The organism is Modestobacter sp. DSM 44400 (assembly GCF_900107175.1).
GTDB lineage: Bacteria > Actinomycetota > Actinomycetes > Mycobacteriales > Geodermatophilaceae > Modestobacter.
The window spans coordinates 162,807-186,902 of record NZ_FNOZ01000003.1; the positions used below are offsets into that span (position 1 = coordinate 162,807).

28 protein-coding genes are annotated in these 24,096 nt (G+C 73.0%); 21 read left to right on the forward strand and 7 right to left on the reverse strand.

Annotated elements, in window-relative coordinates:
• Positions 1–102 precede the first annotated feature (102 nt).
• Positions 103–591 carry a YbfB/YjiJ family MFS transporter gene (locus BLW04_RS04060; protein WP_091537505.1) on the reverse strand — a complete coding sequence of 163 codons (489 nt, stop codon included), beginning with the start codon at positions 589–591 and terminating at the stop codon, positions 103–105.
• Positions 592–599: 8 nt separating this feature from the next.
• Positions 600–1,127, reverse strand: a complete 528-nt coding sequence (locus BLW04_RS04065; RefSeq protein WP_091537506.1) for a GNAT family N-acetyltransferase — start codon at positions 1,125–1,127, stop codon at positions 600–602.
• 64 nt (positions 1,128–1,191) lie between these two features.
• Here BLW04_RS04065 and BLW04_RS04070 point away from each other — a divergent pair, with 64 nt between their 5' ends.
• Positions 1,192–1,842 (forward strand): TetR family transcriptional regulator, encoded by a 651-nt coding sequence (locus BLW04_RS04070; RefSeq protein ID WP_091537507.1) that lies wholly within the window; start codon positions 1,192–1,194, stop codon positions 1,840–1,842.
• Here the strand turns inward: BLW04_RS04070 and BLW04_RS04075 are convergent.
• Positions 1,797–2,540 carry an endonuclease/exonuclease/phosphatase family protein gene (locus tag BLW04_RS04075; RefSeq protein WP_254781039.1) on the reverse strand — a complete coding sequence of 248 codons (744 nt, stop codon included), beginning with the start codon at positions 2,538–2,540 and terminating at the stop codon, positions 1,797–1,799. The genes BLW04_RS04070 and BLW04_RS04075 overlap by 46 nt on opposite strands.
• A gap of 38 nt (positions 2,541–2,578) precedes the next feature.
• On the reverse strand, positions 2,579–4,240 hold the full coding sequence (locus BLW04_RS04080; protein WP_091537508.1) for an alkaline phosphatase D family protein: 1,662 nt from the start codon (positions 4,238–4,240) through the stop codon (positions 2,579–2,581).
• Between the two features lie 83 nt (positions 4,241–4,323).
• Here BLW04_RS04080 and ftsY point away from each other — a divergent pair, with 83 nt between their 5' ends.
• From ftsY to BLW04_RS04115, 8 genes are all read left to right on the forward strand, one after another.
• On the forward strand, positions 4,324–5,532 hold the full coding sequence (ftsY, locus tag BLW04_RS04085) for a signal recognition particle-docking protein FtsY (RefSeq protein WP_091537509.1): 1,209 nt from the start codon (positions 4,324–4,326) through the stop codon (positions 5,530–5,532).
• A gap of 185 nt (positions 5,533–5,717) precedes the next feature.
• Positions 5,718–7,085, forward strand: coding sequence for an ammonium transporter (locus BLW04_RS04090; RefSeq protein WP_091537510.1), 1,368 nt, complete (start codon positions 5,718–5,720; stop codon positions 7,083–7,085).
• A complete protein-coding gene (locus BLW04_RS04095) occupies positions 7,082–7,420 on the forward strand; it encodes a P-II family nitrogen regulator (protein ID WP_056288122.1) in 339 nt (112 codons plus the stop codon). Before BLW04_RS04090 ends, BLW04_RS04095 begins: the two co-directional genes overlap by 4 nt.
• Positions 7,421–7,430: 10 nt before the next feature.
• Positions 7,431–8,717 carry a [protein-PII] uridylyltransferase family protein gene (locus BLW04_RS28015; RefSeq protein WP_254781040.1) on the forward strand — a complete coding sequence of 429 codons (1,287 nt, stop codon included), beginning with the start codon at positions 7,431–7,433 and terminating at the stop codon, positions 8,715–8,717.
• Positions 8,609–9,814, forward strand: a complete 1,206-nt coding sequence (locus BLW04_RS28020) for an ACT domain-containing protein (RefSeq protein ID WP_254781044.1) — start codon at positions 8,609–8,611, stop codon at positions 9,812–9,814. Before BLW04_RS28015 ends, BLW04_RS28020 begins: the two co-directional genes overlap by 109 nt.
• 92 nt (positions 9,815–9,906) lie before the next feature.
• Positions 9,907–10,095, forward strand: a complete 189-nt coding sequence (locus tag BLW04_RS04105; RefSeq protein ID WP_091537511.1) for a hypothetical protein — start codon at positions 9,907–9,909, stop codon at positions 10,093–10,095.
• Between the two features lie 232 nt (positions 10,096–10,327).
• Complete coding sequence (gene ffh, locus BLW04_RS04110; RefSeq protein ID WP_091537512.1) at positions 10,328–11,890, forward strand: signal recognition particle protein; 1,563 nt, start codon at positions 10,328–10,330, stop codon at positions 11,888–11,890.
• A complete protein-coding gene (locus tag BLW04_RS04115; RefSeq protein ID WP_254781041.1) occupies positions 11,887–12,990 on the forward strand; it encodes an amidohydrolase family protein in 1,104 nt (367 codons plus the stop codon). Before ffh ends, BLW04_RS04115 begins: the two co-directional genes overlap by 4 nt.
• Positions 12,991–13,723: 733 nt before the next feature.
• Here the strand turns inward: BLW04_RS04115 and BLW04_RS04125 are convergent.
• Entirely contained in the window at positions 13,724–14,149 is a 426-nt protein-coding gene (locus BLW04_RS04125; protein ID WP_091537514.1) for a type II toxin-antitoxin system VapC family toxin, read from the reverse strand.
• On the reverse strand, positions 14,146–14,406 hold the full coding sequence (locus BLW04_RS04130; RefSeq protein WP_139306722.1) for a hypothetical protein: 261 nt from the start codon (positions 14,404–14,406) through the stop codon (positions 14,146–14,148). The genes BLW04_RS04125 and BLW04_RS04130 overlap by 4 nt, the downstream gene beginning before the upstream one ends.
• Before the next feature lie 133 nt (positions 14,407–14,539).
• Between BLW04_RS04130 and BLW04_RS04135 the strand changes: the two genes are divergently transcribed.
• Positions 14,540–16,288 carry a proline--tRNA ligase gene (locus tag BLW04_RS04135; RefSeq protein WP_091537516.1) on the forward strand — a complete coding sequence of 583 codons (1,749 nt, stop codon included), beginning with the start codon at positions 14,540–14,542 and terminating at the stop codon, positions 16,286–16,288.
• Between the two features lie 75 nt (positions 16,289–16,363).
• On the opposite strand, the gene BLW04_RS04140 is transcribed toward BLW04_RS04135, so the two are convergent.
• A complete protein-coding gene (locus BLW04_RS04140; protein ID WP_371327768.1) occupies positions 16,364–16,774 on the reverse strand; it encodes a VOC family protein in 411 nt (136 codons plus the stop codon).
• Between the two features lie 159 nt (positions 16,775–16,933).
• Between BLW04_RS04140 and rpsP the strand changes: the two genes are divergently transcribed.
• From rpsP to BLW04_RS04195, 11 genes are all read left to right on the forward strand, one after another.
• Positions 16,934–17,536, forward strand: coding sequence for a 30S ribosomal protein S16 (rpsP, locus tag BLW04_RS04145; protein WP_091537517.1), 603 nt, complete (start codon positions 16,934–16,936; stop codon positions 17,534–17,536).
• Positions 17,537–17,539: 3 nt separating this feature from the next.
• Positions 17,540–17,776, forward strand: a complete 237-nt coding sequence (locus BLW04_RS04150) for an RNA-binding protein (protein WP_091537518.1) — start codon at positions 17,540–17,542, stop codon at positions 17,774–17,776.
• A gap of 11 nt (positions 17,777–17,787) precedes the next feature.
• Positions 17,788–18,333, forward strand: a complete 546-nt coding sequence (rimM, locus tag BLW04_RS04155) for a ribosome maturation factor RimM (protein WP_091537519.1) — start codon at positions 17,788–17,790, stop codon at positions 18,331–18,333.
• Between the two features lie 6 nt (positions 18,334–18,339).
• Positions 18,340–19,080, forward strand: a complete 741-nt coding sequence (trmD, locus tag BLW04_RS04160) for a tRNA (guanosine(37)-N1)-methyltransferase TrmD (RefSeq protein WP_091537520.1) — start codon at positions 18,340–18,342, stop codon at positions 19,078–19,080.
• Complete coding sequence (locus BLW04_RS04165) at positions 19,077–19,574, forward strand: NUDIX hydrolase (protein ID WP_091537521.1); 498 nt, start codon at positions 19,077–19,079, stop codon at positions 19,572–19,574. The genes trmD and BLW04_RS04165 overlap by 4 nt, the downstream gene beginning before the upstream one ends.
• Positions 19,575–19,745: 171 nt before the next feature.
• Positions 19,746–20,102, forward strand: a complete 357-nt coding sequence (gene rplS, locus BLW04_RS04170) for a 50S ribosomal protein L19 (protein WP_091537522.1) — start codon at positions 19,746–19,748, stop codon at positions 20,100–20,102.
• 99 nt (positions 20,103–20,201) lie between these two features.
• Positions 20,202–21,284 (forward strand): signal peptidase I, encoded by a 1,083-nt coding sequence (gene lepB / locus BLW04_RS04175; protein ID WP_091537523.1) that lies wholly within the window; start codon positions 20,202–20,204, stop codon positions 21,282–21,284.
• A 202-nt stretch (positions 21,285–21,486) separates the two neighbouring features.
• Positions 21,487–22,191: a LuxR C-terminal-related transcriptional regulator gene (locus tag BLW04_RS04180; RefSeq protein ID WP_091537524.1), complete on the forward strand. Its 705-nt coding sequence runs from the start codon at positions 21,487–21,489 to the stop codon at positions 22,189–22,191.
• A 295-nt stretch (positions 22,192–22,486) separates the two neighbouring features.
• Entirely contained in the window at positions 22,487–23,245 is a 759-nt protein-coding gene (locus BLW04_RS04185) for a ribonuclease HII (protein WP_091537525.1), read from the forward strand.
• Positions 23,242–23,562, forward strand: a complete 321-nt coding sequence (locus BLW04_RS04190; RefSeq protein ID WP_091537526.1) for a DUF2469 domain-containing protein — start codon at positions 23,242–23,244, stop codon at positions 23,560–23,562. The genes BLW04_RS04185 and BLW04_RS04190 overlap by 4 nt, the downstream gene beginning before the upstream one ends.
• 133 nt (positions 23,563–23,695) lie before the next feature.
• The gene (locus tag BLW04_RS04195; RefSeq protein ID WP_254781042.1) at positions 23,696–24,085 is read left to right on the forward strand and encodes a YraN family protein; all 390 of its coding nucleotides are present in this window, start codon (positions 23,696–23,698) and stop codon (positions 24,083–24,085) included.
• The last annotated feature ends 11 nt before the right edge of the window (positions 24,086–24,096 follow it).

Consider the following 24,096-nt stretch of genomic DNA (forward strand, 5'->3'; position numbering starts at 1 on the left):
GAGGGAGCGGATCGGGGCGCGGGGTCAGGCCGGCGGGCACCGCCTGAGCCCGTCGAGGGCTGCAGCGAGGCCGTCACGTCGTTCGCGGCGTCGCCTCTCGGCTCAGGGCCGGTCCGGCGCGAGTCGGAGGCACGCGGTCACGGTCGCCAGGATCAGCAGGCCGGCGGCTACGTCGGTGGCGGTCGCCAGCCTGGCTGCGAGCAGGGCTCCGGCGACCAAGAGCGCGGCCGAGGCCGCCCCACCGATCCCTCGCAACGCGAGCAGCAGCGCCAGGTCCGGGGTGGCCGCACAGCCGAGCAGGCTGATCGTCGCCACCGCGGCGCAGCTCCGCAGCGTGGTCGTCAGCCCGACGCGCGCCAACAGCGCGGGGAGGCCCAGGGCGCCGGCCAGATAGCCGACCGCGTTGGCGGTCTCCAGCAGTCCGGCCTGGGCGTAGCTCCAGCCCAGCTCCGCCCGCATCGCCGGCAGCAGGACGCCGTAGCCGAACCGGGACAGTCCTAGCACGGTCGCCGCCAGGCTCAACATGATCGCTGCGCCGATCCATCGCCGGCCGGCGATGTCGGCGACCGGTGCGGTCGCGGGCGCGTCCATCCGGCGGCCTACAGGTCCCGTGCCCAGTTCTGCCCGACGAGGTCGTGTCCGAAGCTGGCGTGGCGCTCCTCGTCGACGAGCTCGAACCCGGCCGCCACGTAGATCCGGCGGGCCGAGGCCAGCGCGTCATTGGTCCACAGGGTCATGCGCCGGTAGCCGGCCGCCCGGGCGAAGTCCAGGCACGTGCCGACGAGGAGGCCCCCGGCACCGAGGCCGCGCGCAGCGGGATGGATAAGGAGAATCCGCAGCTGGGCGGTCGCCTCGTCCGCCGTCACGCAGAAGACGCACCCGGCGCGCTCGCCGTCGACCTCCGCGATCCAGGCGGCCTCCCTCGCCGGGTCGTCATCGCCGGCGTAGTCGGCCACGATGCGGGCCACCAGGGCTTCGAAGCTGGTGTCCCAGCCGAACTGCTCGGCGTAGACCTCGCCGTGCGCCATCACCACCCAGCCGAGGTCGCCCGGCCGTCCGAGCCGGCGGATCACGACCTGCGGAGGACCGCCCGCGGGTCGAAGACCCTGACCTCCCGACTGCACCATGTCTGTTCCTCGCTCAATGCGCGCCCAACTGACACAACTGTTTCAGTCGTGCCAGCATGGCGGCATGCGGGACCGGGAGGCAACCCCATCGGCACGACAGACGGAGTTGCTCGAAGCTGCCTACGGCTATGTCCTGCAGCATGGGCTGGGCGCTCTGTCGCTGCGGCCGCTCGCAGCCGCGATCGGATCGAGCCCTCGAGTTCTGCTCTACCTGTTCGGGAGCAAGGAGGGCCTGGTCCGGGCGCTGCTGGTACGTGCCCGCACCGACGAACTGGACCTGCTCGCCCGGCTGCGTACGGGAGACCGACGGGACGACGGGAACGGAGCCGGGCTGGCCGAGGTCGCCGAACAGGTGTGGTCCTGGCTGGCGGCACCGGGACACCGGGACCTGCTGACCCTGTGGGTCGAGGGGTACGCGCGCTCCCTGGTCGATCCGGAGGGGCCGTGGGCCGGCTTCGCCCTCGCCACCGTCGAGGACTGGCTCGCCGTGCTGGCCGGCGCGCAAGATCCCAGCCAGCGGCACACCGCGACCGGACGAGCGGAACGGACGCTCGCCCTGGCCGTGCTGCGCGGCGGACTGCTCGACCTGCTCGCCACCGGCGAGCTCGAACGGACGACCGCCGCGGTGCACCGGCACCTGACGGTGCTGGCCGGAGCCGACCGGCAGGGTCAGACGCCGGAGCGGACCCCGAGGTCGACCAGCAACGGATGGTGATCGGAGCACGCCGAGCCGTCGAGCACCTGGGCCGCGGGAACGGTCACGCCCGCCGACACCCAGACCTGGTCGATCCGGACGTGCGGACGGCGGGCGGGGTGCGTGCGGCCCTCGTCGCGGTGCAGCGACCACCGGCCGCCCTGGTCGGCCCGCACCGAAGCCAGGGGCCAGGCGTCGGCGAACCGCTGGCGCAGTGCGTCGAGCTCCGGGGCACCGGCGTCGGCGTTGAGGTCACCGGCCACCACGCCGGCCTCGCCGGGTCCGGTGTGCAACTCCACGACCGCCGCGGCCTGGGCGGCCCGGTCGGCCGCCGACCGGGAGCTCAGGTGGGTGGTGGTCACCCACAGCGCGCAGCCGTTCAGCCGCACCCGGACGCGCAGGGCGCTGCGCGGCTCCCCGCCGCCGGGCAACAGGTGCACGGCGCGGTCCAGGACGGGCAGTCGGGACAGCAGCGCGTTGCCGTACTGCCGGCGCTCGGGCGTGCCCGGCCGGTCGATCGCCGGGCCCCAGGCCAGCCCCATGTCCAGCGCCCGAGCCAACAGCAGCGCCTGGTCGACCCCCTCGCTGCGCGGCCCGAAGTGCCGGTCGACCTCCTGAAGGCAGATCACGTCGGCGTCGGTCGAGGCCAGCAGCTGGGCCACCCGGGCCAGGTCGTGCCGGCCGTCGTCGCCCACGCCGTGGTGAACGTTGAACGTCACCAGGCGAACCGGGACGGCGGCCGGGCCTGGCGGGCGGGTTACGACAGCTCGGCGTCCAGCACCTGGTCGAAGTGCGGGCGCCCGTCGTCGTCCCGGCTGGTGGCGAACAGCCGGAACCGGGCATTGCGGCCCTCGAGCACCAGCTCGCCCAGTTCGTTGCCGAAGAACGGACCCGCCTCCTTCTCCCACCGCAGCTGGGACGTGCCCACCCGGGCGAGCCCGCCGATGCCCCGGGTGATCGCCCGGGCCCATCGGCTCCAGCCGACCTTGAAGCCGATCTCGATGGCGTGCGGAGCCTGGTTGTGCAGCGGGGAGACGGTGAGTTGGTGCACCCTGCTACGCAGCCCACCGGGCCGCACCAGCTCGGCGGCGTAGGCGTGGTGGACGTCGCCGGAGAGCACCAGGGCGGTGGCCGGTGCCGCGCCGAAGTCGCCGCGGGCGGCGGCGACCAGGGTGCGGCCCAGCCGCTCGAAGGACTGCCCGAAGGCGGCCCAGTGCTCGAGGTCGGCGGCCTGGCGCAGCTTCTCGGCCAGCTTCCCCAGCGGCCGGCCGGCGTGCCGGGCGGCGAGCGTCTCGTTCCAGCGCTCGATGTGGTGGACGGCGTGTGGCAGCAGCCAGGGCAGCGAGGTGCCGATGAGCAGGTGATCCACGCCGTCCTCGACCGAGCGCTGGACCGCGGCGTCGATCCAGGCGAACTCGTCGTCGTCGAGCATCTTTCGGTCGTTCTCGGTCAGCACCCGGCCGGCCCGGCTGTCGACCATGATCAACCGGGCGGAGCCCCAGTGCCGCACGTAGCTCCAGCGCACCGACTCCGGCTCCTCGTCGGCGGCCCGGGCCATCTCGTCCAGCATCGGGCCGGCGTCGTCGGACCCGTCGTCCCGGGTGCTGATCGCCTGCCAGGTCACATTCTGCGACAACTCGTGCGGGGACAGGTTGCCCAGGTGCTGGTAGACCCAGTAGCTGGTCAGGCCGCCGCAGATGCGCTTCTTCCACCAGTCGGTCGGCGTCACCTGCGCGCGCCAGGTCGCCGAGGTGTTCCAGTCGTCGATCATCTCGTGGTCGTCGAAGACCATCGAGGACGGGATGGTCGACATCAGCCAGCGCACCTGCGGGTCGCCCCAGGACTCCGCGTAGAGCCGGGTGTACTCCTCGAAGTCCGAGGCCTGGGCGTCGGTGCCCGGCTCCAGGTCGCGGCGCAGCGCCAGCCAGTTCTCCGTCCCCGGCGCCACCTCGTCGGCGTAGACCTGGTCGCCCAGCAGGACCAGGGCGTCGGGCCACTCGCCCTCGGGGGTGTCGGAGATCTGCCGGGCGTAGCTGTCCAGCGCGTCCGGCGGGATGCCGTCGCGCACGTCGACCGTGGTGGGCGTGGCGTAGCGGCACGAGCCGAAGGCGATCCGGAAGGGCCCCGGGCGACCGACGGTGCGGATGCGGCTGGGCGGGAGGGCCGAGTGCGGCTGCGGCCAGACCGGTTGCCCGTCCAGGTGCACCTCGTAGGGCGTGGTGCTGCCGGGCTCCAGGTCCTCGACGACGACCAGGGCGTAGTGGTGGCCGTGCACGCAGAACGTGCGGGCACTGCGGCCGAGCACGGTGACCTCGCACGGCCGGTCGGTTTCCACCCAGATGGTGGCCGAGACGGGGTCGACGTGGCGCAGCGCGGGGCCGAGGAGCAGAAGGGGCCGGGTGCCGGGGGTCTCGGGCATGTCCGACAGCCTGCCCGATCCACGGGGCCACCGGGTGCGACGGTGCCCGGCCGGGGACGTGCAGGGGCTGGGAGACTGGCGGCATGGAGTTCGTGCTGATCGCGATCGCGATCCTCGTGGTGGCCCTGCTCGTCGGGGTCAGCCTGCTAGTCGGCCGGGGACGCCGGACCACCCGGCTGGACGCCGACGACGCGGCGGGCACGACGCTGACCCGGCCGCGGCCACCGCAGCCGACAACGGACAGCGCACCGCCGCCCGCCCTCGGAGGAGCGACGGCCGCGGACCTCTACACCGGGCCACCCGCCCCGCCCGAGGCACCGGTGGAGCTGCCGCCGGCCGAGCCGGAGCCGGGGCTGGTCTTCGAGACCCCACTGCCCTCGGCCGGCCGGCTGGTGCGGCTGCGCTCCCGGCTGGCCCGGTCCCAGTCCTCGCTCGGTCGCGGCCTGCTCACGGTGCTGGCCCGGGAGAAGCTCACCGAGGACGACTGGGAAGAGGTCGAGGAGACGCTGCTGGCCGCCGACGTCGGCATCTCCGCGACCACCCAGATCGTGCAGCGGCTGCGCACCCAGACCCTGGTGCTGGCCACCGCCTCCGGTGCGGACCTCCGGTCACTGGTGGTGCGGGAGCTGACCGCCGTCCTGGGGCCGGACCTGGACCGCACGCTGGCCACCGACCGGCACGATGGCCTGCCGGCCGTCATCCTGGTGGTCGGGGTGAACGGCGCCGGCAAGACGACGACGGTGGGCAAGATTGCCCGGGTGCTCGTCGGCGACGGCAAGAGCGTGCTGCTGGGTGCCGCCGACACCTTCCGCGCGGCGGCGGCCGACCAGCTGGAGACCTGGGGGGAGCGGGTCGGCGTGCTCACCGTGCGTGGCAGGGAGGGCGGCGACCCGGCATCGGTGGCCTTCGAGGCGGTGCGCACCGGCGCCGAGGCCGAGGTGGACGCCGTCCTGGTCGACACCGCCGGCCGGCTGCACACCAAGTCGGGGCTGATGGACGAGCTGGGGAAGATCAAGCGAGTGGTGGAGAAGCAGGCACCGGTCAGCGAGGTGTTGCTGGTGCTGGACGCGACCACCGGCCAGAACGGCATCGTCCAGGCCCGGGTGTTCACCGAGGCCGCGCACGTCACCGGCATCGTGCTGACCAAGCTCGACGGCACCGCGAAGGGCGGGATCGTCGTCTCCGTGCAGCGCGAGCTGGGCATCCCGGTGAAGCTCATCGGCCTCGGCGAGGGCCCCGACGACCTCGCGCCGTTCGAGCCGGAGGCGTTCGCCGAGGCGATCGTCGGCTGATCCGCTGAGGGGTCACTGAGGCCCCTGAGGGCCGCGCAACAGGACTGGAACACGGGGGCCGACACGCAGTGGTGAGTTCACCACTGCGAAACACGTCCGCGCCGCCTGCGGAAACACGGTGTCGGCACGGTTGTCCCCGCGTCGCCGTCCCCGGCAGCGCCTTCCCGACTCCTCAGGAGGTTGCCGTGGACACCGGCGACACCGCCTGGGTCCTGGCCAGCGCCGCACTGGTGCTGCTGATGACCCCGGGTCTCGCACTCTTCTACGGCGGCATGGTCCGCGCGAAGAGCGTGCTGAACATGATGATGATGAGCTTCGGGGCACTCGCGCTGATCAGCGTGCTCTGGGTGCTCTACGGCTACTCGATGGCCTTCGGGAACGACGTCGGCGGCGGCCTGCTGGGCGCCCCGCTCGAGTTCTTCGGCCTGCAGGGCCTGCTCGGGACCGAGGGCATCGAGGGCGGCTTCGCCGCCACCCACCTGGTCGCCACCATCCCCTCGATGGCCTTCGTCGCCTTCCAGGCCGTCTTCGCCATCATCACCGTCGCCCTGATCTCCGGTGCGATCGCCGACCGGGCCCGCTTCGGCCCGTGGATGCTCTTCGCCGGTGTCTGGGCGACGATCGTCTACTTCCCTGTTGCGCACTGGGTCTTCGCCTTCGACGGCGCGCAGTCCGAGACCGGCGGCTGGATCGCGAACAAGCTGCTGGCCATCGACTTCGCCGGCGGCACCGCGGTGCACATCAACGCCGGTGCGGCCGGCCTCGCCCTCGCCCTGGTCCTCGGCAAGCGCCGCGGCTTCGGGCGGGACCCGATGCGCCCGCACAACCTGCCGCTGGTGATGATCGGCGCCGGCCTGCTCTGGTTCGGCTGGTTCGGCTTCAACGCCGGTTCCGCCCTGTCGGCCAACGGCCAGGCCGCGGAGGTGTTCGTCACCACCCTGGTCGCGACCGGTGCCGCGGCGCTGGGCTGGCTGCTGACGGAGAAAATCCGCGACGGGCACGCCACCTCACTCGGTGCGGCCTCCGGGGTTGTCGCCGGGCTGGTCGCCATCACCCCGTTCTGTTCCTCGGTCACGCCGCTGGGCGCGATCGTCGTTGGCCTGGTCGCCGGCGTCCTCTGCGCCCTGGCCGTGGGCCTGAAGTACAAGCTCGGCTACGACGACTCCCTCGACGTCGTCGGCGTCCACCTGATCGGTGGGCTCTGGGGCACGATTGCAGTCGGCTTCTTTGCCTCCGCGGCCACGACGGCCGGCGTGGACGGGCTCTTCTACGGCGGCGGCCTCGACCAGTTGTGGCGCCAGGTCGTCGGGGCGCTCGCCGTCCTGGTGTACTCGTTCGTCCTCACGCTGGCCATCGGGTCCCTCATCCAGAAGACCATCGGCTTCCGCATCACCGAGGAGGAGGAGGTCAGCGGCATCGACAGCGTCGTGCACGCTGAGACCGCCTACGACTTCGCCTCCCTCGGCGGGAGCGGTGGCGCCACACTGGTCGGCCAGGCGCGCCCTCCGTCCCAGGACACGGCCCGTCACACCGAAGGAGCGACCCGGGCATGAAGCTCGTCACCGCGATCGTCAAGCCATTCAAGCTCGACGACGTCAAGAACGCCCTCGAGCTGATCGGCATCGCCGGGCTCACAGTCTCAGAGGTCCAGGGTTTCGGCCGGCAGCGTGGGCACACCGAGGTCTACCGCGGTGCGGAGTACCAGGTGGACTTCGTCCCCAAGGTGCGCATCGAGGTCGTCGTCAGCGAGACGGACGCCGCCCGGGTGGTCGACGCCGTGGTCGAGTCGGCCTCCACCGGCCAGATCGGCGACGGCAAGGTGTGGGTCACCACGATCGACGAGATCGTCCGGGTCCGCACCGGCGAACGTGGCGCCGACGCGCTCTGACCTCCGGGGAATGGCAACCGTGCTCGACACCGACGTACTGCCAGGCCTGAGCCGCACTGAACGGGGGGCGGTGCTCGAGAGCTGGCTGACCGGTCTGCTGACCGAGGCGGTGGCCGGCACGCCGCGGCCCGCGCCGCGCCGTGGTGCGGCCTCCGTCCCGGACGACACGGGGGTGGCGCTGGTGGCCGTGGGCAGCCTCGGACGCCGGGAGCTACCGCCGCACGGGGACCTGGACCTGGTCCTGGTGCACGATGGCCGCGCCGGGATCGGGGCGATCGCCGACGCACTCTGGTACCCGATCTGGGACGCCGGCCTGCGGCTGGACCACTCGGTGCGCACCGTCGGGGAAGCGGTGTCGGTCGCCGCGGGAGACGTCAAGGCCGGCCTCGGTCTGCTCGACGTCCGGCTGGTCGCCGGCGACGCCGCACTCGCCGCGACCCTGCGCAGCGCCACGCTGTCCTCCTGGCGCCAGCACGCGAACGAGCTGCTGCCGCAGCTGCGCGACCTGCGGCGCACCCGGGGCCGGCAGGTCGGCGAGCTGGGCTTCCTGTTGGAGCCTGACCTCAAGGAGGCCTACGGCGGGCTGCGGGAGGGGCAGGTGCTGCGGGCGCTGGCCGCGGCCCAGTTGGCCGACGAGCCGCCGGCCGATGCGGGGGAGGCCTACGCCTTCCTGCTCGACGTCCGGGACGCCCTGCGCCGGTCCAACGGCCGGGCCGGCGACGCCCTCGTCCGGCAGGCGCAGCGCCCGGTCGCCGAGGCGCTCGGGATGGCCGACGACGACGTCCTGCTGCGCCAGGTCAGCCTGGCCGGACGGCGGCTCGCCTTCGTCGCCGACGAGACCTGGCGCCGGGTGGATGCCGCGATGGTGCGCCGTCCCCGCTCGCGCTACCGCCGGGTCCGCCGCGAGCCGCTCGCCGAGGGGCTGGTGCGGCAGGGCGACGAGGTCGTGCTCGCCCGCGACGCGCGTCCGGCCGTCGATCCGGGCTGGTGCTGCGCGGCGCCGCCGCGGCCGCCCGGGCCGACCTGCTGCTGTCGCCCTACACGCTCAAGGTGCTGGCCGCGCACGCTCCGCCGCTGCCCGAGCCGTGGCCGCCGGAGGTCCGCTGGTCCTTCCTGCGGCTGCTGGCCAGCGGGCGCAGTGCGGTGCCGGTTCTGGAGCAGCTGGACCAGGAGGGGCTGCTGTCCCGGATGCTCCCCGAGTGGGACCGGGTGCGCTCGCTGCCCCAGCGCCATCCGTGGCACCGGTTCACCGTCGACCGGCACCTGGTCGAGGCCGCGGCTGCGGCGGCGGAGCTGACCCGCGACGTCGACCGGCCCGACCTGCTGCTGGTCGGGGCCCTGCTGCACGACATCGGCAAGGGGTGGTCCGGCGACCACAGCGTCGTCGGGGAGGTCATCGCCGCGGAGATGGCCGCCCGGATGGGCTTCTCCCCGCCCGACGTCGCGGTGCTGGCCGCGCTGGTGCGCCACCACCTGCTGCTGCCGGCGACCGCCATCCGGCGCGACATCGACGACCCGGCGACCATCGAGCGGGTCGCCGCCACCATCGGCGGGGACCCGGGGCTGCTGCAGCTGTTGCACGCGCTGGCCCAGGCCGACGGCGCCGCCACCAGCACGTCGGCGTGGTCGCCGTGGAAGGCGCACCTGGTCGCGGCGCTGGTGGCCCGGGTGCACGCGCACCTGGTCGCCGCGCCGGCGCCCGGGCCGGTGCTCGAACCGACCGAGCCGCAGGTCACTGCATCCACGCCGGGGGTGCCGGGGAGCGGTGGAACGGTCACCGTCGGGGTGCAGAACGTTGCCGACGGGCAGCAGGTCACCTTCGGGGCCCCCGACCGGCCCGGCCTGTTCAGCCGCTGCGCGGGGGTGCTGGCGCTCAACCAGCTCGACGTCCGGGCCGCGAGCATCTCCGTCGCGGACGGGCGGGCCACGTCGATCTTCGCCGTCCGGCCGCGGTTCGGCCGGGCACCGGTGCCCGAGATCCTCGCCGACGGTCTGCGGGCTGCGCTGGAAGGCACGTTGCCGCTGGCGGAGCGGCTGCGGCAGCGGGAGGTCGACTACCGCCAGGACGGCGCACGGTCGGCTGCGCCGCGGGTCTCCTGGCACGATGCGGAGGTGGCCGACGCGGCCAGCACCATCGTCGAGGTGCGCGCCGGCGACCGGGCCGGGCTGCTCTACCAGCTCACCACCGCGCTCGCCGACGAGGGACTGGACGTCACCTCGGCCCGGATCGAGACGCTGGGTGCTGACGCGCTGGACTCCTTCTACGTCTGCGATCCGGGGGGCACGGGGATGGATGCGGAGCGGCGACGGCGGGTCGAGGTGGCGCTGACCGCCGCCGCCCGCGGGGTCGCACCAGACCTGGCCGCGGAGGGCAAGGCCGACACGCCGGGCTGAGGTCTCCGAATCCGTCGTACCCCCGTGCCACCGTGGACGGCAGCCGGTGGGGAGCGCCCCGCCGAGCTGATCGCGGACAAGGGGGACGTGTCGTGGAGCACCCGACGTGGCCCTGCCCCACCTGTGGGCAGGACACCGAGTTCGAGCAGCCGACCTGCATCGACGGGCACACCGAGGACGGCGGGGAGTGCCCAGAGTGGGCGTGCGTCCACTGCGGCACGGCGATGATCAGCGGCGACATCGCACCGGCCGCGGCCGAGGTCTGGCACCGCGCCGCCTGAAGAAGGACCTCTCTGCCCCGGCCCGCTCCTGGGGCCCGGCCCGAGCGTGCGAGGGTCGGGGAGGAGCGGGTCCTTCCCTTCGCGGCGGGCCCCTGCAGAGGAGCCATTACGCTGGGGATGGTGGCGTGACGGCCCCGGGGTGGCCCCGGGAGCCCGAGCCGTGCTGCCCGGTTGCCGGCTCCGCCCGGCAGGCCGGCCGGCGGCTGCACGCCTGACTGTTTGAGGACGTGTTGTGTTCGAGACCCTCTCCGACCGCCTGGACAAGGTCTTCACCGGTCTGCGCGGCAAGGGCCGGCTCTCCGACGAGGACATCGACGCCACGGCGCGGGAGCTCCGCATCGCGCTGCTCGAGGCCGACGTCGCGCTGCCCGTCGTCCGCTCGTTCATCGCGGCGGTCAAGGAGCGCGCCCGGGGGGCGGAGGTCTCGCAGGCGCTGAACCCGGCGCAGCAGATCATCAAGATCGTCAATGAGGAGCTGGTCGGCATCCTCGGCGGGGAGACCCGGCGGATCCGGTACGCCAAGACGGCGCCGACGGTGATCATGCTCGCCGGGCTGCAGGGCGCCGGCAAGACCACGCTGGCCGGCAAGCTGGGCCGCTGGCTGAAGTCCCAGGGCCACACGCCACTGCTGGTGGCCGCCGACCTGCAGCGCCCCAACGCCGTCCAGCAGCTGTCGGTCGTCGCCGGGCAGGCCGGGGTCGACGTCTTCGCCCCTGAGCCGGGCAACGGCGTCGGCGACCCGATCGCGGTGGCCGCGGCGTCCATCGACCACGCCCGCCGCACCATGCACGACGTCGTCGTCGTCGACACCGCCGGCCGGCTGGGCATCGACGCGGAGCTGATGGCCCAGGCCGCCGGCATCCGTGACGCCGTGCATCCCGACGAGACGCTGTTCGTGGTCGACGCGATGATCGGCCAGGATGCCGTCACCACGGCGACGGCGTTCCAGGAAGGCGTCGGCTTCACCGGCGTCGTCCTGACCAAGCTCGACGGCGACGCCCGCGGCGGTGCCGCGCTGTCGGTGCGGCACGTGACCGGCCAGCCGATCATGTTCGCTTCCACCGGTGAGAAGCTCGCCGACTTCGACGTCTTCCACCCCGAGCGGATGGCCTCGCGCATTCTGGGGATGGGCGACGTGCTCACCCTCATCGAGCAGGCCGAGCAGGCGTTCGACGCCGACCAGGCCGAGGCGATGGCGAACAAGCTCGCTTCCCGGCAGGGCTTCACCCTCGAGGACTTCCTCGAGCAGATGCTGACCATCCGCAAGATGGGGCCGATCGCCAACCTGCTCGGCATGCTCCCGGGGGCGGGTGCGATGAAGGAGCAGCTCAAGCAGGTCGACGACCGCGACCTGGACCGGACTGCGGCGATCATCCGGTCGATGACCCCGACCGAGCGGGTCACCCCGAAAATCATCAACGCCTCGCGCCGGGTGCGGATCGCGAACGGCTCGGGTGTCAGCGTCACCGACGTCAACCAGCTGCTGGAGCGGTTCGGCCAAGCCCAGAAGATGATGGGCCAGATGGCCGGCAGCATGGGCCTGCCCGGCATGGGCCCGATGTCGAAGAAGCAGCGCGGCCGGCAGATGCAGGCCAAGAGCAGCAAGAAGGGCAAGGGGAAGGGCAAGGGCGGCCCGGCCCGCCGGCCGATCGGCGCCCCGGGCGGCATGCCTGGCGGTGGATTCCCCGAGGGCGGGATGCCTGGTGGGATGCCTGGCCTGCCGCCGGGGCAGGGACTGCCGGACCTGACGAAGCTCCGCTTCGACACCCCCGGGGACGAGCGGCCCGGCCGGTGACCGGCCTGCCCGCCCCGGACCTGCCCGACCTGCACCTGGCCGGGGTGCTGCTGCCCGAGGGCGACGACCGCGACCTGTGGGTGCACGGCGGGCGGATCACCTTCGAACCGGTGCCGGGCGCCGAGACGGTCAGCCGCGACGGTTTCGTCGTCCCGGGGCTGGTCGACGCGCACTGCCACGTCGGGATCTCCCGCGGCGGCGGGCGCGTCCCGACCCTGGCCGGTCTGCGGGAGCAGGCGCTCAGCGAGCGGGCCGCCGGGGTGCTGGCACTGCGCGACTGCGGGTCGCCGGTCGACACCCGCGCCCTGGACGACGACCCGGAGCTGCCCCGGATCATCCGGGCCGGCCGGCACCTCGCCGCCCCCCGTCGCTACATCCCCGGCCTTGCCCTCGAGATGGAGCCGGGCGACCTGGTGGAGGCCGTGCGGACGCAGGCCCGCCGCGGTGACGGCTGGGTCAAGCTGGTGGGCGACTGGATCGACCGCGGCGTCGGGGACCTGGCGCCGGAGTGGCCGGCCGACGTGCTCGCCGAGGCGATCGCGGCGGCGCACGCGGAGGGCGCCCGGGTCACGGCGCACACCTTCGGCACCGACGCGCTCCCCGGGCTCATCGGGGCCGGCATCGACTGCATCGAGCACGGCACCGGCCTGACCGAGGAACTGGTCGGGGAGATGGCCGCCCGCGGCACGGCCGTCGTCCCGACGCTGGTCAACGTGGAGAACTTCCCGGGCTTCGCGACGGCGGGGGAGAGCAAGTTCCCGGCGTACGCCTCGACGATGCGGCGGCTGTACGCCGGGTCCGGCGCGGTGGTGCGCGCGGCGTACGAGGCCGGCGTCCCAGTCTTCGCCGGGACCGACGCCGGTGGTGGCATCGACCACGGCCGGGTCGCCGACGAGGTCCGGGCGCTGCACCGGGCCGGCCTGCCCGCTGAGGCGGCGCTGGCCGCGGGCTCCTGGGCGGCGCGCACCTGGCTGGGGTTGCCCGGCATCGAGGAGGACGCCGAGGCCGATTTGGTGGTCTACGAGACCGATCCGCGCAAGGACCTTGACTCGCTACAGCGACCGCAGCGGATGATCCTGCGTGGTCGCGTGGTCGCGTAGACCGCTCCGTAGCGAGCGCCAGCAACCGGGTCGCAGGGTGTGGATCAGTGTGTCGCTTGTTCCTGTCTCGCCCGTGGTCAGCACCGGCGGCTCGTCCATTCCGACGTCGAGTCGCGGCGCCTGCTCGCCGACCCACCCGGGGCGCCCCGGGCCGTCGCCGACCTGGTCTTCTCGCGGTGGGCGAGCGGCTTCCTGGCGGTCATCCGGGATTGAGCCACGCTGGTCTCGCCCGAGATCACCGCACGGCGTGCCGGGCGACCTCAGTGGCCAGCACGCCCAGTGCGATCGTGTCGAGGTCGTGGGGCCGTCGTCGGTGCGCTGACGGTCAGAGGACGTCGCCGTCCTCAGGGGTGTGGAACGGGTTGATGGCGCGAGCCATGCGGCGTGCACGTAACGGCCCAGCTGCGCCAGTCCCCGATCGTCCAGCTGGGCGTCGGCGACCACCGGGGTGAGCATGGTGTTGTCCCTGTGCCGGGCCGCTCGCGCGCTGCCGAGAGTTGCTTCGGCGCGATCGGCTGCGGCGTGCCGACGACCCGTGATTGGGTCGAGGTGTCCGCGCACCACCCGTCCGCTGCGGTCGTGGACGGCGCCAAGGGATAGTTGACCACGGTGAGCACGGCCACCGTCACCGGCCCGGCTGTCGGGCAGCGGGACCGCACCGGTGAGCTTGCTGTCGGCCACGAGATCAGTGTGCGAGGGGAACCGTGATGTCGGCGACCAGGGAGTCGTGGGGTCAGGACACCAGCCGGACCGGTAGCCCGAGGTCAGCCGCGTTGCGGGCCAATGGGTTGTCCAAGGTCCACAGGGCTGTACCGAGCCGTTCTGCCAGGCATATGTAGGTCGAGTCGGTGGCGTGCCGTCTGCGGAGACGAGTGGTGATGGCAGCCACTTCCCGGCCGTCCCGAATCAGCTCGAACGGATGCAGGACCAGCCCTAGGGCCGTGAGATCGGTCCAGATCGCGTTCACGTCACTGAGCTCGAGCGCACCGTCGAACACCAGGCGGGCGAGAACGTCGGCGACCTCGTACGGCAATACGGCGGGGGCGTGCATGTCCTCACCGGCGTTCATCCAGCTCTGCAGCTGTGTTTGGACGGCATCCTGTCGTTCGTCAGCGACGACCACGGCGATGATGACGCTGGCGTCGACAACCACGCTCACCGGTGCGGGTCGAGCGCGTCCCGGGCGTCGGCGACCAGCGCCACGGCGTCACCCGGGGTCCGCTGCTGAGACCGGGCCACCAGCCGGTCGAGCGCCGTTCGAGCGTTCTCGCGGCCTGTAGCGGACACGTCCGCGCTGAGGCCCGCGTGTACCAGCATGCGGGCCAGCGTGCCTGGGCGGACCCGAAGTTGCCCGGCCTGCTTCGCCAACTCAGCGTGGTCCGCCTCGTCGAGGCGAACGGTGATGGCCCTGGTCATGACTGTCAGACTACTTGCACGGCACAGAGCGATGCGTTTCGCATCGCCACAAGAGTGCGCACGGCTACCGGCCCGGCACGACGTGAGAAACCCGCTGGCCGTGGTGTGAGTCCCTAGGGCGACAATCAGCACCGTGTTGTTGCGGATGTCCTCCCTGTTCCTGCGCACCCTGCGCGATGATCCGGCCGATGCCGAGGTCCCCAGCCACCGCCTGCTCGTGCGCGGCGGGTACATCCGGCGGGCCGCGCCGGGTGGCTTCACCTGGCTGCCGCTGGGCTGGCGGGTGTTCCGCAACGTCGAGCGCGTCGTCCGCGAGGAGATGGACGCGATGGGTGCGCAGGAGGTGCACTTCCCGGCGTTGCTGCCCCGCGAGCCCTACGAGGCGACCGGCCGGTGGACCGAGTACGGCGACAACGTCTTCCGGCTCAAGGACCGTCGCGGCAACGACTTCCTGCTCGGCCCCACCCACGAGGAGATGTTCACGCTCCTGGTGAAGGACCTCTACGGCTCCTACAAGGACCTGCCCGTCTCGCTCTACCAGATCCAGACCAAGTACCGGGACGAGGCGCGGCCCCGGGCCGGGCTGTTCCGCGGCCGCGAGTTCACCATGAAGGACAGCTACTCCTTCGACGTCGACGACGCCGGGCTGGACCGCTCCTACGCCGCGCACCGCGATGCCTACATCAGGATCTTCGACCGGCTCGGCCTGGACTACGTGATCGTCTCGGCGATGTCCGGGGCGATGGGCGGGTCCAGGAGCGAGGAGTTCCTGCACCCGACCGCGATCGGCGAGGACACCTTCGTGCGCTCGCCCGGCGGCTACGCGGCGAACGTGGAGGCGGTCACCACCGTCGTCCCCGACTCCGTCCCGTTCGACGGGCTGCCCGAGGCGCACGTCGAGGACACCCCGGACACCCCGACCATCGACAGCCTGGTGGCCGTGGCGAACGAGCGGTTCCCGGACGCCGGGTACACCGCTGCGTCCACGCTGAAGAACGTCGTGGTGACCCTGGCGCACCCCGACGGCACCCGGGGACCGCTGGTGATCGGCCTGCCCGGCGACCGGGAGGTCGACGCCAAGCGACTGGAGGCGCAGGTCGCCCCGGCTGAAGTGGAGCCGTTCACCGACTTCGCCGCCCACCCCGACCTGGTCCGCGGCTACATCGGACCGCAGGTGCTGGGCACCGAGGGGAAGTCGGGCATCCGCTACCTGGTCGACCCCCGCGTCGTCCCCGGTACGCGCTGGATCACCGGGGCCAACGAGGCCGGCAAGCACGTCTTCGACCTGGTCGCCGGCCGGGACTTCAGCTGGGACGGCGTCGTCGAGGCCGCCGAGGTGCTTCCCGGTGACCCCGCGCCCGACGGCTCGGGACCGCTGGAGCTGGCCCGCGGCGTGGAGATGGGTCACATCTTCGCCCTGGGTCGCAAGTACGCCGAGGCGCTGGACCTGAAGGTGCTCGACGAGAACGGCAAGCTGGTCACCGTGACCATGGGCTCCTACGGGGTCGGGGTATCCCGCGCCGTCGCTGCCATCGCCGAGTCCACGCACGACGAGCTGGGGCTGGCCTGGCCGCGGGAGATCGCCCCCGCCGACGTGCACCTGGTCGCCACCGGCAAGGACCCGGCGATCTTCGAGGCCGCCGAGGCCCTCGCCGGCGAGCTGGTCGCCGCCGGGCTCACCGTGCTGTTCGACGACCGGCCGAAGGTCTCGCCCGGGGTCAAGTTCAAGGACGCCGAGCTGCTCGGGATGCCCACGATCGTGACCGTGGGCCGCGGGGTCGCCGAGGGCGTGATCGAGCTGCGGGACCGGGTCACCGGGGAGCGCACCGAGGTGCCGGTGGCCGACGCGGCCAGCTCGGTCCTCACCGCCGTCCGCGGCTGAAGAAGGACCCCGTCCTCCTCACGCCTCGCAAGCTCGGCGCGAGCCTCTGGACGGGGCCGACCGAGGCCGGTCCGCTCAATGGGCGGCTACGAGCTCAACTTCGTAGCCGTCGGCGTCGGCCAGGTAGGCGGCCCGGTGCTCCGGACCGCCGGCGAACGGGTGGCGGTCGGGGAACAGCAGCTCCCACCCGTGCGCGGGCGCCTCGGTGACCAGGGCGTCCAGTTCGACGGCCGATCCCGCGCGCAGAGCCAGGTGGTTCAGCCCCGGAGAGCGGCGGTCGTGCCGGTCGCTGGTCAGCGCCGGCGACTGCTCCAGGACGACGTACACCCCGCCGCGACGCCAGGACCGGCCGTGCTCCCAGGTCTGGAACCGTTCGGCCCCCAGCGACTCCAGCAGCCAGCCCCAGGACCACTCGGCGCGGGCCAGGTCCGGCACCCAGAGCTCGACGTGGTGCAGCAGCTCGGGAGCCGGCTCCGACGCTGGGATGGGGCACCTCCGGGTCGTCTGGCATGATGGGGGGGCGAACACGGCGGTGGGCGGCCCTCTCACCGTTGCCGTCCGTGTCCCTCGCTCCGCCCCGGCGTGCCCCACGCGTCCGTCCGGCGGGCAACACCGAATCTCAGTACGAGGAGTACACCACCCACCGTGGCCACCAAGATCAAGCTCATGCGACTGGGCAAGATGCGCGCGCCGTACTACCGCATCGTTGTCGCCGACGCCCGCACCAAGCGGGACGGCCGGTCGATCGAGACCATCGGCAAGTACCACCCGAAGGAGGATCCCTCCTTCATCGAGGTCGACGCCGAGCGCGCCGCCTACTGGCTCGGTGTCGGCGCGCAGCCGACCGAGGCCGTTGCCGCCATCTTCCGGGTGACCGGTGACTGGCAGAAGTTCAAGGGCGAGGCCGCGCCGCCGCCCATGAAGGTCGCGGCCCCCAAGGCCGACAAGAAGGCCATCTACGAGGAGGCCGCCCGCGCCGCCATGGGTGAGCCCGCCGCCGACGCGACCACCCCGCGCAAGAAGGCTGCTCCCAAGGCCGCCGCCGCCGACGAGGCGCCCGCCGCCGCGCCGGCTGCCGACGAGGCGCCCGCCGCCGCGCCGGCTGCCGACGAGGCGCCCGCCGCTGCGCCGGCTGCCGACGGGGCGCCCGCCGCTGAGCCGGCTGCCGACGAGGCGCCCGCCGCTGAGCCGGCTGCTGCTGAGCCGGCTGCTGCCGCGCCGGCCGCGACCGAGACGCCCGCCGAGTAAGACGTGCTCGAAGAGGCGCTCGAGCACCTGGTCAAGGGCATCGTCGACAATCCCGACGACGTCGCCGTCGACCTGGTCAACGGCCGGCGTGGCAAGACCCTCGAGGTCCGGGTGCACCCCGATGACCTCGGCAAGGTCATCGGCCGCGGCGGGCGGACCGCCAAGGCGCTTCGCCAGGTGATGACCGGCGTCGGCGGGCGTGGCCTCCGGGTCGACGTCGTCGACACCGACGGGCGCTGAGCACCCCGCGCGTGGGTGCCACACCTGAGCCCATCGACACCGTGGTGGTCGGCCGCATCGGCCGGCCCCACGGTGTCCGTGGTCTGGCCACCGTCGAGGTCCGCACCGACGACCCCGACCTGCGGTTCGCCCCCGGTGAGGTGCTGACCACGGAGCCGGCCGAGCGTGGCCCGCTCACCGTCCTGGACAAGCGCTGGCACAGCGGCACGCTGCTGCTCCAGCTGGCGGGTCCGGACGGCCGGGTGTTCGGCGACCGCGAGTCCGTCGACACCCTCCGCAACACCCTGCTGATCGTCCCGGTCGCCGAGCTTCCCGAACTCGAGGACCCGGACTCCTTCTACGACCACCAGCTCGTGGGGCTGCGCGCCCAGCTGTCCGATGGGACGCCCCTGGGCGAGGTCACCACGGTGCGCCACGAGGGCACCGAGCTGCTCGTCGTCCGCCGGCTGGACGGCCGCGAACTGCTGATCCCCTTCGTCAGCGCCATCGTGCCGGCCGTCGACGTGGCCGCCGGTCACCTCGTCGTCGACCCGCCCGAGGGCCTGCTGGAGCTCTGAGGGCCTGTGCGCATCGACGTCCTGACCATTTTCCCGGAGTATCTGGCGCCCCTCGGCCAGTCGCTGCTGGGCAAGGCCGCGGCCCGCGGGCTGGTCTCCATCAGCGTGCACGACCTGCGGCAGTGGACCGACGACGTCCACCGGACCGTCGACGACGCCCCCTACGGCGGCGGGCCGGGCATGGTGATGCGCCCCGAGCCCTGGGCTCGCGCGCTGGACGCCGTCCGTCCGCCCGGCACCCGGCTGGTGGTGCCCACCCCGGCCGGCCGTCCCTTCACCCAGGCGACCGCTGCGGCCTGGGCCACCGAGCCCGGCCTGGTCTTCGCCTGCGGCCGCTACGAGGGCATCGACCAGCGGGTCGCCGACTGGGCGGCCGACAGCGGCCCGGTGTCGGAGATCTCGATCGGTGACTACGTGCTGGCCGGCGGCGAGTCCGCGGTGCTGGTCATGGTGGAGGCCGTCACCCGGCTGATCCCCGGCGTCGTGGGCAACGCCGACTCCGTCGAGTTCGACTCGCACGCCGACGGCCTCCTCGAGGGGCCGAGCTACACCCGGCCGGCCAGCTGGCGCGGTCACGAGGTCCCGGCGGTGCTGCTGTCCGGCGACCACGCCGCGATCGCCCGGTGGCGGCGCGCGCAGTCGCTGCGGCGCACCGCCGACCGCCGTCCCGACCTGCTGGGTGCGCTGCCCGACGGCGCCCTCACCGTCGCCGACCGGGCGGCCCTGGACGCCGACCTGCGCCCGTGACCGCCCCGGTCTGGGTCCGCCCGGCCAGCCGTGTGCTCGTGCTCGACCCGCAGCAGCGGGTGCTGCTGCTCGGCTCCCGCGGGCCGACGCCGGACCCGCAGGGGCCGATTCACTTCTGGTACACCCCCGGCGGCGGCGTCGAGGACGGCGAGGACCTGCGCACTGCGGCCGCCCGCGAGCTGGCCGAAGAGATCGGCCTGGTGGTGCCCCCTGCCGCGCTCGAGGGCCCGGTGTGGCTGCGTCGGCACGTGTGGCCGTGGGGGGACACCCTCATCGACTCCCGCGAGACCTTCTTCGTGCTCCGCGACGTCGTCCACGAGGTCGACCCCCGCGGGCGGATGCCGGAGGAGCTGCTCGGCGACGAGCCGCACCGCTGGTGGAGCGCCGAGGAGATCGCCGCGGGCGCGGTCGATTTCGTGCCGCGAGAGCTCGGGACGGTGCTGCCGGACCTGCTGACGGGTCCGTGGGGTGGCCCCCCGCGCGTCGTCGACTGAAGTTGTGGCACAGTAGAGAGCTGCTGCAGGCCGTCGGCTGATGTCGACGGTGGCTCCGTGTCCACCGGTCTGGCGACCAGGCGGGTGCAGAGCGCAGCCCCCCGGTACGGAGCACCGGGACACCCCGCTGTCCGTACCGCGTACGAGCCACCGAGACTGAGGACTGCTGCGATGAACACCCTGGACGCCCTCGACGCCGAGTCGCTGCGCGACGACATCCCCGAGTTCCGCCCCGGCGACACCGTGAAGGTGCACGTGCGGGTCATCGAGGGCAACCGCTCGCGCATCCAGGTCTTCCAGGGTGTCGTCATCCGCCGTCAGGGCGGTGGCATCCGGGAGACCTTCACCGCCCGCAAGGTCAGCTTCGGCGTCGGCGTGGAGCGCACTTTCCCGGTGCACACCCCCGTGGTGGAGAGGATCGAGGTCGTCACCCGTGGTGACGTCCGACGGGCGAAGCTCTACTACCTCCGTGAGCTGCGCGGCAAGGCCGCCAAGATCAAGGAGAAGCGCGAGACCGTCGCGCGCTGACGCGACCCCTCGTACTCACCCGACCGGGCCGGCTGCTTCCTGCAGCCGGCCCGGTCGCGTTTGCCGGCCTGTCCAGCCCCGGAACGTAAGCTGTCCGCGATGAGCACCGACCGGCCCGCGGGGCCTGCCGACGCCGCCGGGAGGCGGACCCGCGACGAGGCCCCGGCCGGTCCGGAACAGGACGGCGTGTCGGCGGCCGCGTCCTCCTCCGCCGAGGCTGCCCCTGCGGCGGCCCGCTCCTCCCGGTTCGGGCGCCGCCGGCCGGCCGAGGCCGAGAAGAAGGGCTCGCTGCTGCGCGAGCTGCCCGTGCTCCTGGTGATCGCCTTCGTGCTGGCCCTGCTGGTCAAGACGTTCCTGGTGCAGGCCTTCTTCATCCCGTCCGGGTCGATGGAGCAGACCCTGCACGGCTGCACCGGCTGCACGGGTGACCGCGTCCTGGTCAACAAGATCCCCTACTGGTTCGGTGAGCCCGAGCCCGGCGACATCGTGGTGTTCAAGGGCCCGGACACCTGGGACCCCGAGATCTCCGTGGCCGAGCCGAGCAATTGGTTCTCCGGCGCCCTGCTGGCCCTGGGCCGTGCCGTCGGCGTGGCTGCCCCCAGTGAGGATGACTACGTCAAGCGGGTCATCGCCACCGCCGGGCAGACCGTGCAGTGCTGCGACGCCGAGGGCCGGGTCACCGTCGACGGCCAGCCGCTCGACGAGCCGTACATCTTCGAGCCCACCCCGATCGAGAGCCGCGCATTCGGGCCGGTGATCGTGCCCAAGGGCCGGTTGTGGGTGATGGGCGACCACCGTTCGATCTCCGGTGACTCGACCAAGCACATCACCGACAAGTACTCCGGCACCATCGCCGTGGACGACGTCATCGGCAAGGCCGCGCTCATCGTCTGGCCGCTGGACCGCATCACCGTGCTGGACAGTCCGGACATCCAGGGCCAGGACCAGGCCGCTGCCTCGGCCGAGGGTGCGCCCATGGCGCTGGGTACGGCTGCGGTGGCGGTTCCCTACGCCGTCGGGCTGGTGGGCGCTGTCCCGCTCACCGCCCGGCGGCGCCGGCGCCGCTCCGGAGGCGGTGCCACGCGGATGAGCGGGCCGTCCCGGCGGCCGCCGGGCACCGGTTGGCGGCGCATCCGGCCGGCGCCGCGTACCCGTCCGGGTCGGGAGCCGTCGGGCGACTGATCCGCTATTCCGGGAAGTGCGCGGCCCGCTGGACCGCGCCGTCAATGCCGATCGACGCCTATTCTCTCGAGTGGGAATGGGCTTCGCGCCAATCGTGTGGCGTGTTCGGCAAAGTAATTGTACGAGGTTGTTAAAGCACTCCGTTCACCCTTCCGATGGAGAAGTCAAGAGCCACCGGAAATCGAAACGGAGAGTCACAGTCATGTCTGCCCCCCTGGCGAACACCCGCGGCGTCACCCGCGTTCTCATCCTCGCTGACGCCCCGGTCCTGCGCCGCGGGCTGCTCAGCATGGTCAACGAGACGGCCGGCATGCAGGCCGTCGGGACGCCGGGCGAAGCCCGCCGTGCGCTCACCCTGGCCGAGTCCGCCCGCCCCGACGCCGTCGTGGTGGAGCTGGGCTCCGGCCGGGCCGAGACGCTCAACGCCTGCCGCGACATCCGCCGCCGCTTCCCCCAGGTGGCGATCGTCGCCCTGGCCACCTCCGAGGATGCGGCCGTGGTCAACGAGGCGCTCGCCGCCGGCGTCCGGGGCTACCTGCTGATGAACACCTCGCCGACGCTGCTGGGCTGGGCAATCCTGGCCGCCCGCGCCGGCCGCACCGTGGTCGACCCGCAGATCCGCCGCACCGAGGGCGCCGAGGCGCCCGTGGCCAAGGAGCTCACCCCGGCCGTGCCGCTCACCCGGCGCGAGTCCGACGTCCTCGACGAACTCATCCAGGGCCAGTCGAACCGCCAGATCGGCCGCAACCTGTTCATCAGCGAGGACACCGTGAAGTCCCACGTCAAGGCGATCCTGCGCAAGCTGGGCGCCCGCGACCGGGCGCACGCCGTCTCCCTGGTGCTCTCGGCCCGCAACCCGGGCTGTACGTGCCACTCGCACAACACGCTGACCCCCGCCGAGGCCTGAGCCGCCGGCCGTTCCTCTCGTCGGGGCGGGTGCCCGCCTCCTCGGCACCCGACCCGACCGCGCGACCGGTTCGCCCACCTCGTGGTGGGCGGACCGGTGGCCGCGCCGGACCTCCCAACGGTCCGGCGCGGTCGTCCCGCGAGTCGGTCCCCGTTCCCCGGGGACCGGCTCGCGGTTCCATGTCCGGGCATCGTCGCCCCTGCGCTGCCCACTCGCGGGGAGGCCGGACGGTGCGTCCGCCCGCCGTCCGCCCCGCCTCCGCCGGCCCTCCACACCGACGTAGGGTCGGACGGCGATGACCGTTCGTGCCGCTCCCGCTCCCGCCCCCGCGCCGGAGGACCTCTGGGCGATGGAGACCTCCGTGCGCCGACGCGGTTTCGCCACGATCGGTGGCGCGGACGAGGCCGGCCGGGGTGCCTGCGCCGGGCCGCTGGTGGCCGCCGCGTGCGTGCTCCCGGCCGGCCGCCGCGGCCGGGTGCCCGGCCTGGCCGACTCCAAGCTGCTCACCGCCGCCACGCGCGAGGAGGTCTACGCCGAGGTCGTCGACCGCGCCCTTGCCTGGTCGGTGGTCGCCATCCCGGTGGACGAACTGGACGCCCGGGGGATGCACGTGACCAACATCGAGGCGCTGCGGCGCGCGGTCTCGGTGCTCGACCCGGAGCCGGAGTACGTGCTCACCGACGGCTTCCCGGTCAGCGGCCTGGCCCAGCCCACCCTGGCGGTCTGGAAGGGTGACCGGGTCGCGGCCTGCGTCGCGGCCGCGTCCGTGCTCGCCAAGGTCACCCGCGACCGGATGATGCGCGAGTTGGACGCCCGCTTCCCGCAGTACGGCTTCGCCGAGCACAAGGGCTACATCACCGAGGCGCACAGCGAGGCTCTCGACCGCCACGGTCCGTGCACCGAGCACCGGATGCGCTTCGTGAACGTCGCCCGCGCGCGCGACGCACACGCCGCCCGGACACCGCCGCTGTCGGACCGGGCACCCATGCACGATGATGGGGGAGTGAGCACCCAGCCGACCGACTCTCCGGTGCTCGTGGAGCAGCGGCAATGAGCACCGAGGATCTCGAGAAGTACGAGACCGAGATGGAGCTGCAGCTCTATCGCGAGTACAAGGACATCGTCCGCCAGTTCTCCTACGTCGTGGAGACCGAGCGCCGGTTCTACCTGGCCAACTCCGTCGACCTGCAGGTCCGGGACGCCGGCGGCGAGGTGTTCTTCGAGCTCAGGCTCTCCGACGCCTGGGTCTGGGACATGTACCGGCCTGCCCGCTTCGTCAAGAACGTGCGGGTGGTGACGTTCAAGGACGTCAACGTCGAAGAGCTGGACAAACCCGACCTCGAGCTGCCGGACAACCCCCGCATCAGCTGATCGCCCCGGGTACGTCGGCGCAGGCTGCCACCCGGCGGGCTGACCAGCCGGGCGTCGTCCACAGCGCGGGTCGTCGTCCACAGAACCGTCCTGGCGGTGGTCCGGCAGCTCCCCGGTGGCGCACGGTCGGTGCGTGCAGCCACCGACCCTCCCGATCCCGCAGCCCGTGCCGTTCCGCGCCGCCCTCGGCGCCTACGGCGAACGCGTCGCGGTCCGCCTCCTCACCGACGCCGGCCTCCAGGTGCTCGACCGCAACTGGCGCTGCCGGACCGGCGAGCTCGACATCGTCGCCCGCGACGGCTCGGCCCTGGTCTTCTGCGAGGTGAAGACCCGCACCGGCAGCGGGTTCGGTCACCCGGTCGAGGCGGTGACTGCGGTCAAGCGCAGGCGCCTGCGGTTGCTGGCCCGGGCGTGGCTCGACGCCCACGACCACCACGCGCCCGACCTCCGCTTCGACGTCGTCGGCGTGCTCGTCCCCGCGGTCGGCCCCGCCAGGGTCACCCACCTGCAAAATGCGTTCTGATGAGCCTCGTC

Excerpts from the sequence above, each read along its gene's own strand:
- BLW04_RS04060 (WP_091537505.1), bottom strand. The coding sequence starts at position 591 with ATGGACGCGCCCGCGACCGCACCGGTCGCCGACATCGCCGGCCGGCGA.
- BLW04_RS04065 (WP_091537506.1), bottom strand. The coding sequence starts at position 1,127 with ATGGTGCAGTCGGGAGGTCAGGGTCTTCGACCCGCGGGCGGTCCTCCG.
- BLW04_RS04070 (WP_091537507.1), top strand. The coding sequence starts at position 1,192 with ATGCGGGACCGGGAGGCAACCCCATCGGCACGACAGACGGAGTTGCTC.
- BLW04_RS04080 (WP_091537508.1), bottom strand. The coding sequence starts at position 4,240 with ATGCCCGAGACCCCCGGCACCCGGCCCCTTCTGCTCCTCGGCCCCGCG.
- ftsY (WP_091537509.1), top strand. The coding sequence starts at position 4,324 with ATGGAGTTCGTGCTGATCGCGATCGCGATCCTCGTGGTGGCCCTGCTC.
- BLW04_RS04095 (WP_056288122.1), top strand. The coding sequence starts at position 7,082 with ATGAAGCTCGTCACCGCGATCGTCAAGCCATTCAAGCTCGACGACGTC.
- BLW04_RS28015 (WP_254781040.1), top strand. The coding sequence starts at position 7,431 with ATGGCAACCGTGCTCGACACCGACGTACTGCCAGGCCTGAGCCGCACT.
- BLW04_RS28020 (WP_254781044.1), top strand. The coding sequence starts at position 8,609 with ATGCTCCCCGAGTGGGACCGGGTGCGCTCGCTGCCCCAGCGCCATCCG.
- BLW04_RS04130 (WP_139306722.1), bottom strand. The coding sequence starts at position 14,406 with ATGACCAGGGCCATCACCGTTCGCCTCGACGAGGCGGACCACGCTGAG.
- rplS (WP_091537522.1), top strand. The coding sequence starts at position 19,746 with ATGAACACCCTGGACGCCCTCGACGCCGAGTCGCTGCGCGACGACATC.
- lepB (WP_091537523.1), top strand. The coding sequence starts at position 20,202 with ATGAGCACCGACCGGCCCGCGGGGCCTGCCGACGCCGCCGGGAGGCGG.
- BLW04_RS04180 (WP_091537524.1), top strand. The coding sequence starts at position 21,487 with ATGTCTGCCCCCCTGGCGAACACCCGCGGCGTCACCCGCGTTCTCATC.
- BLW04_RS04185 (WP_091537525.1), top strand. The coding sequence starts at position 22,487 with ATGACCGTTCGTGCCGCTCCCGCTCCCGCCCCCGCGCCGGAGGACCTC.
- BLW04_RS04190 (WP_091537526.1), top strand. The coding sequence starts at position 23,242 with ATGAGCACCGAGGATCTCGAGAAGTACGAGACCGAGATGGAGCTGCAG.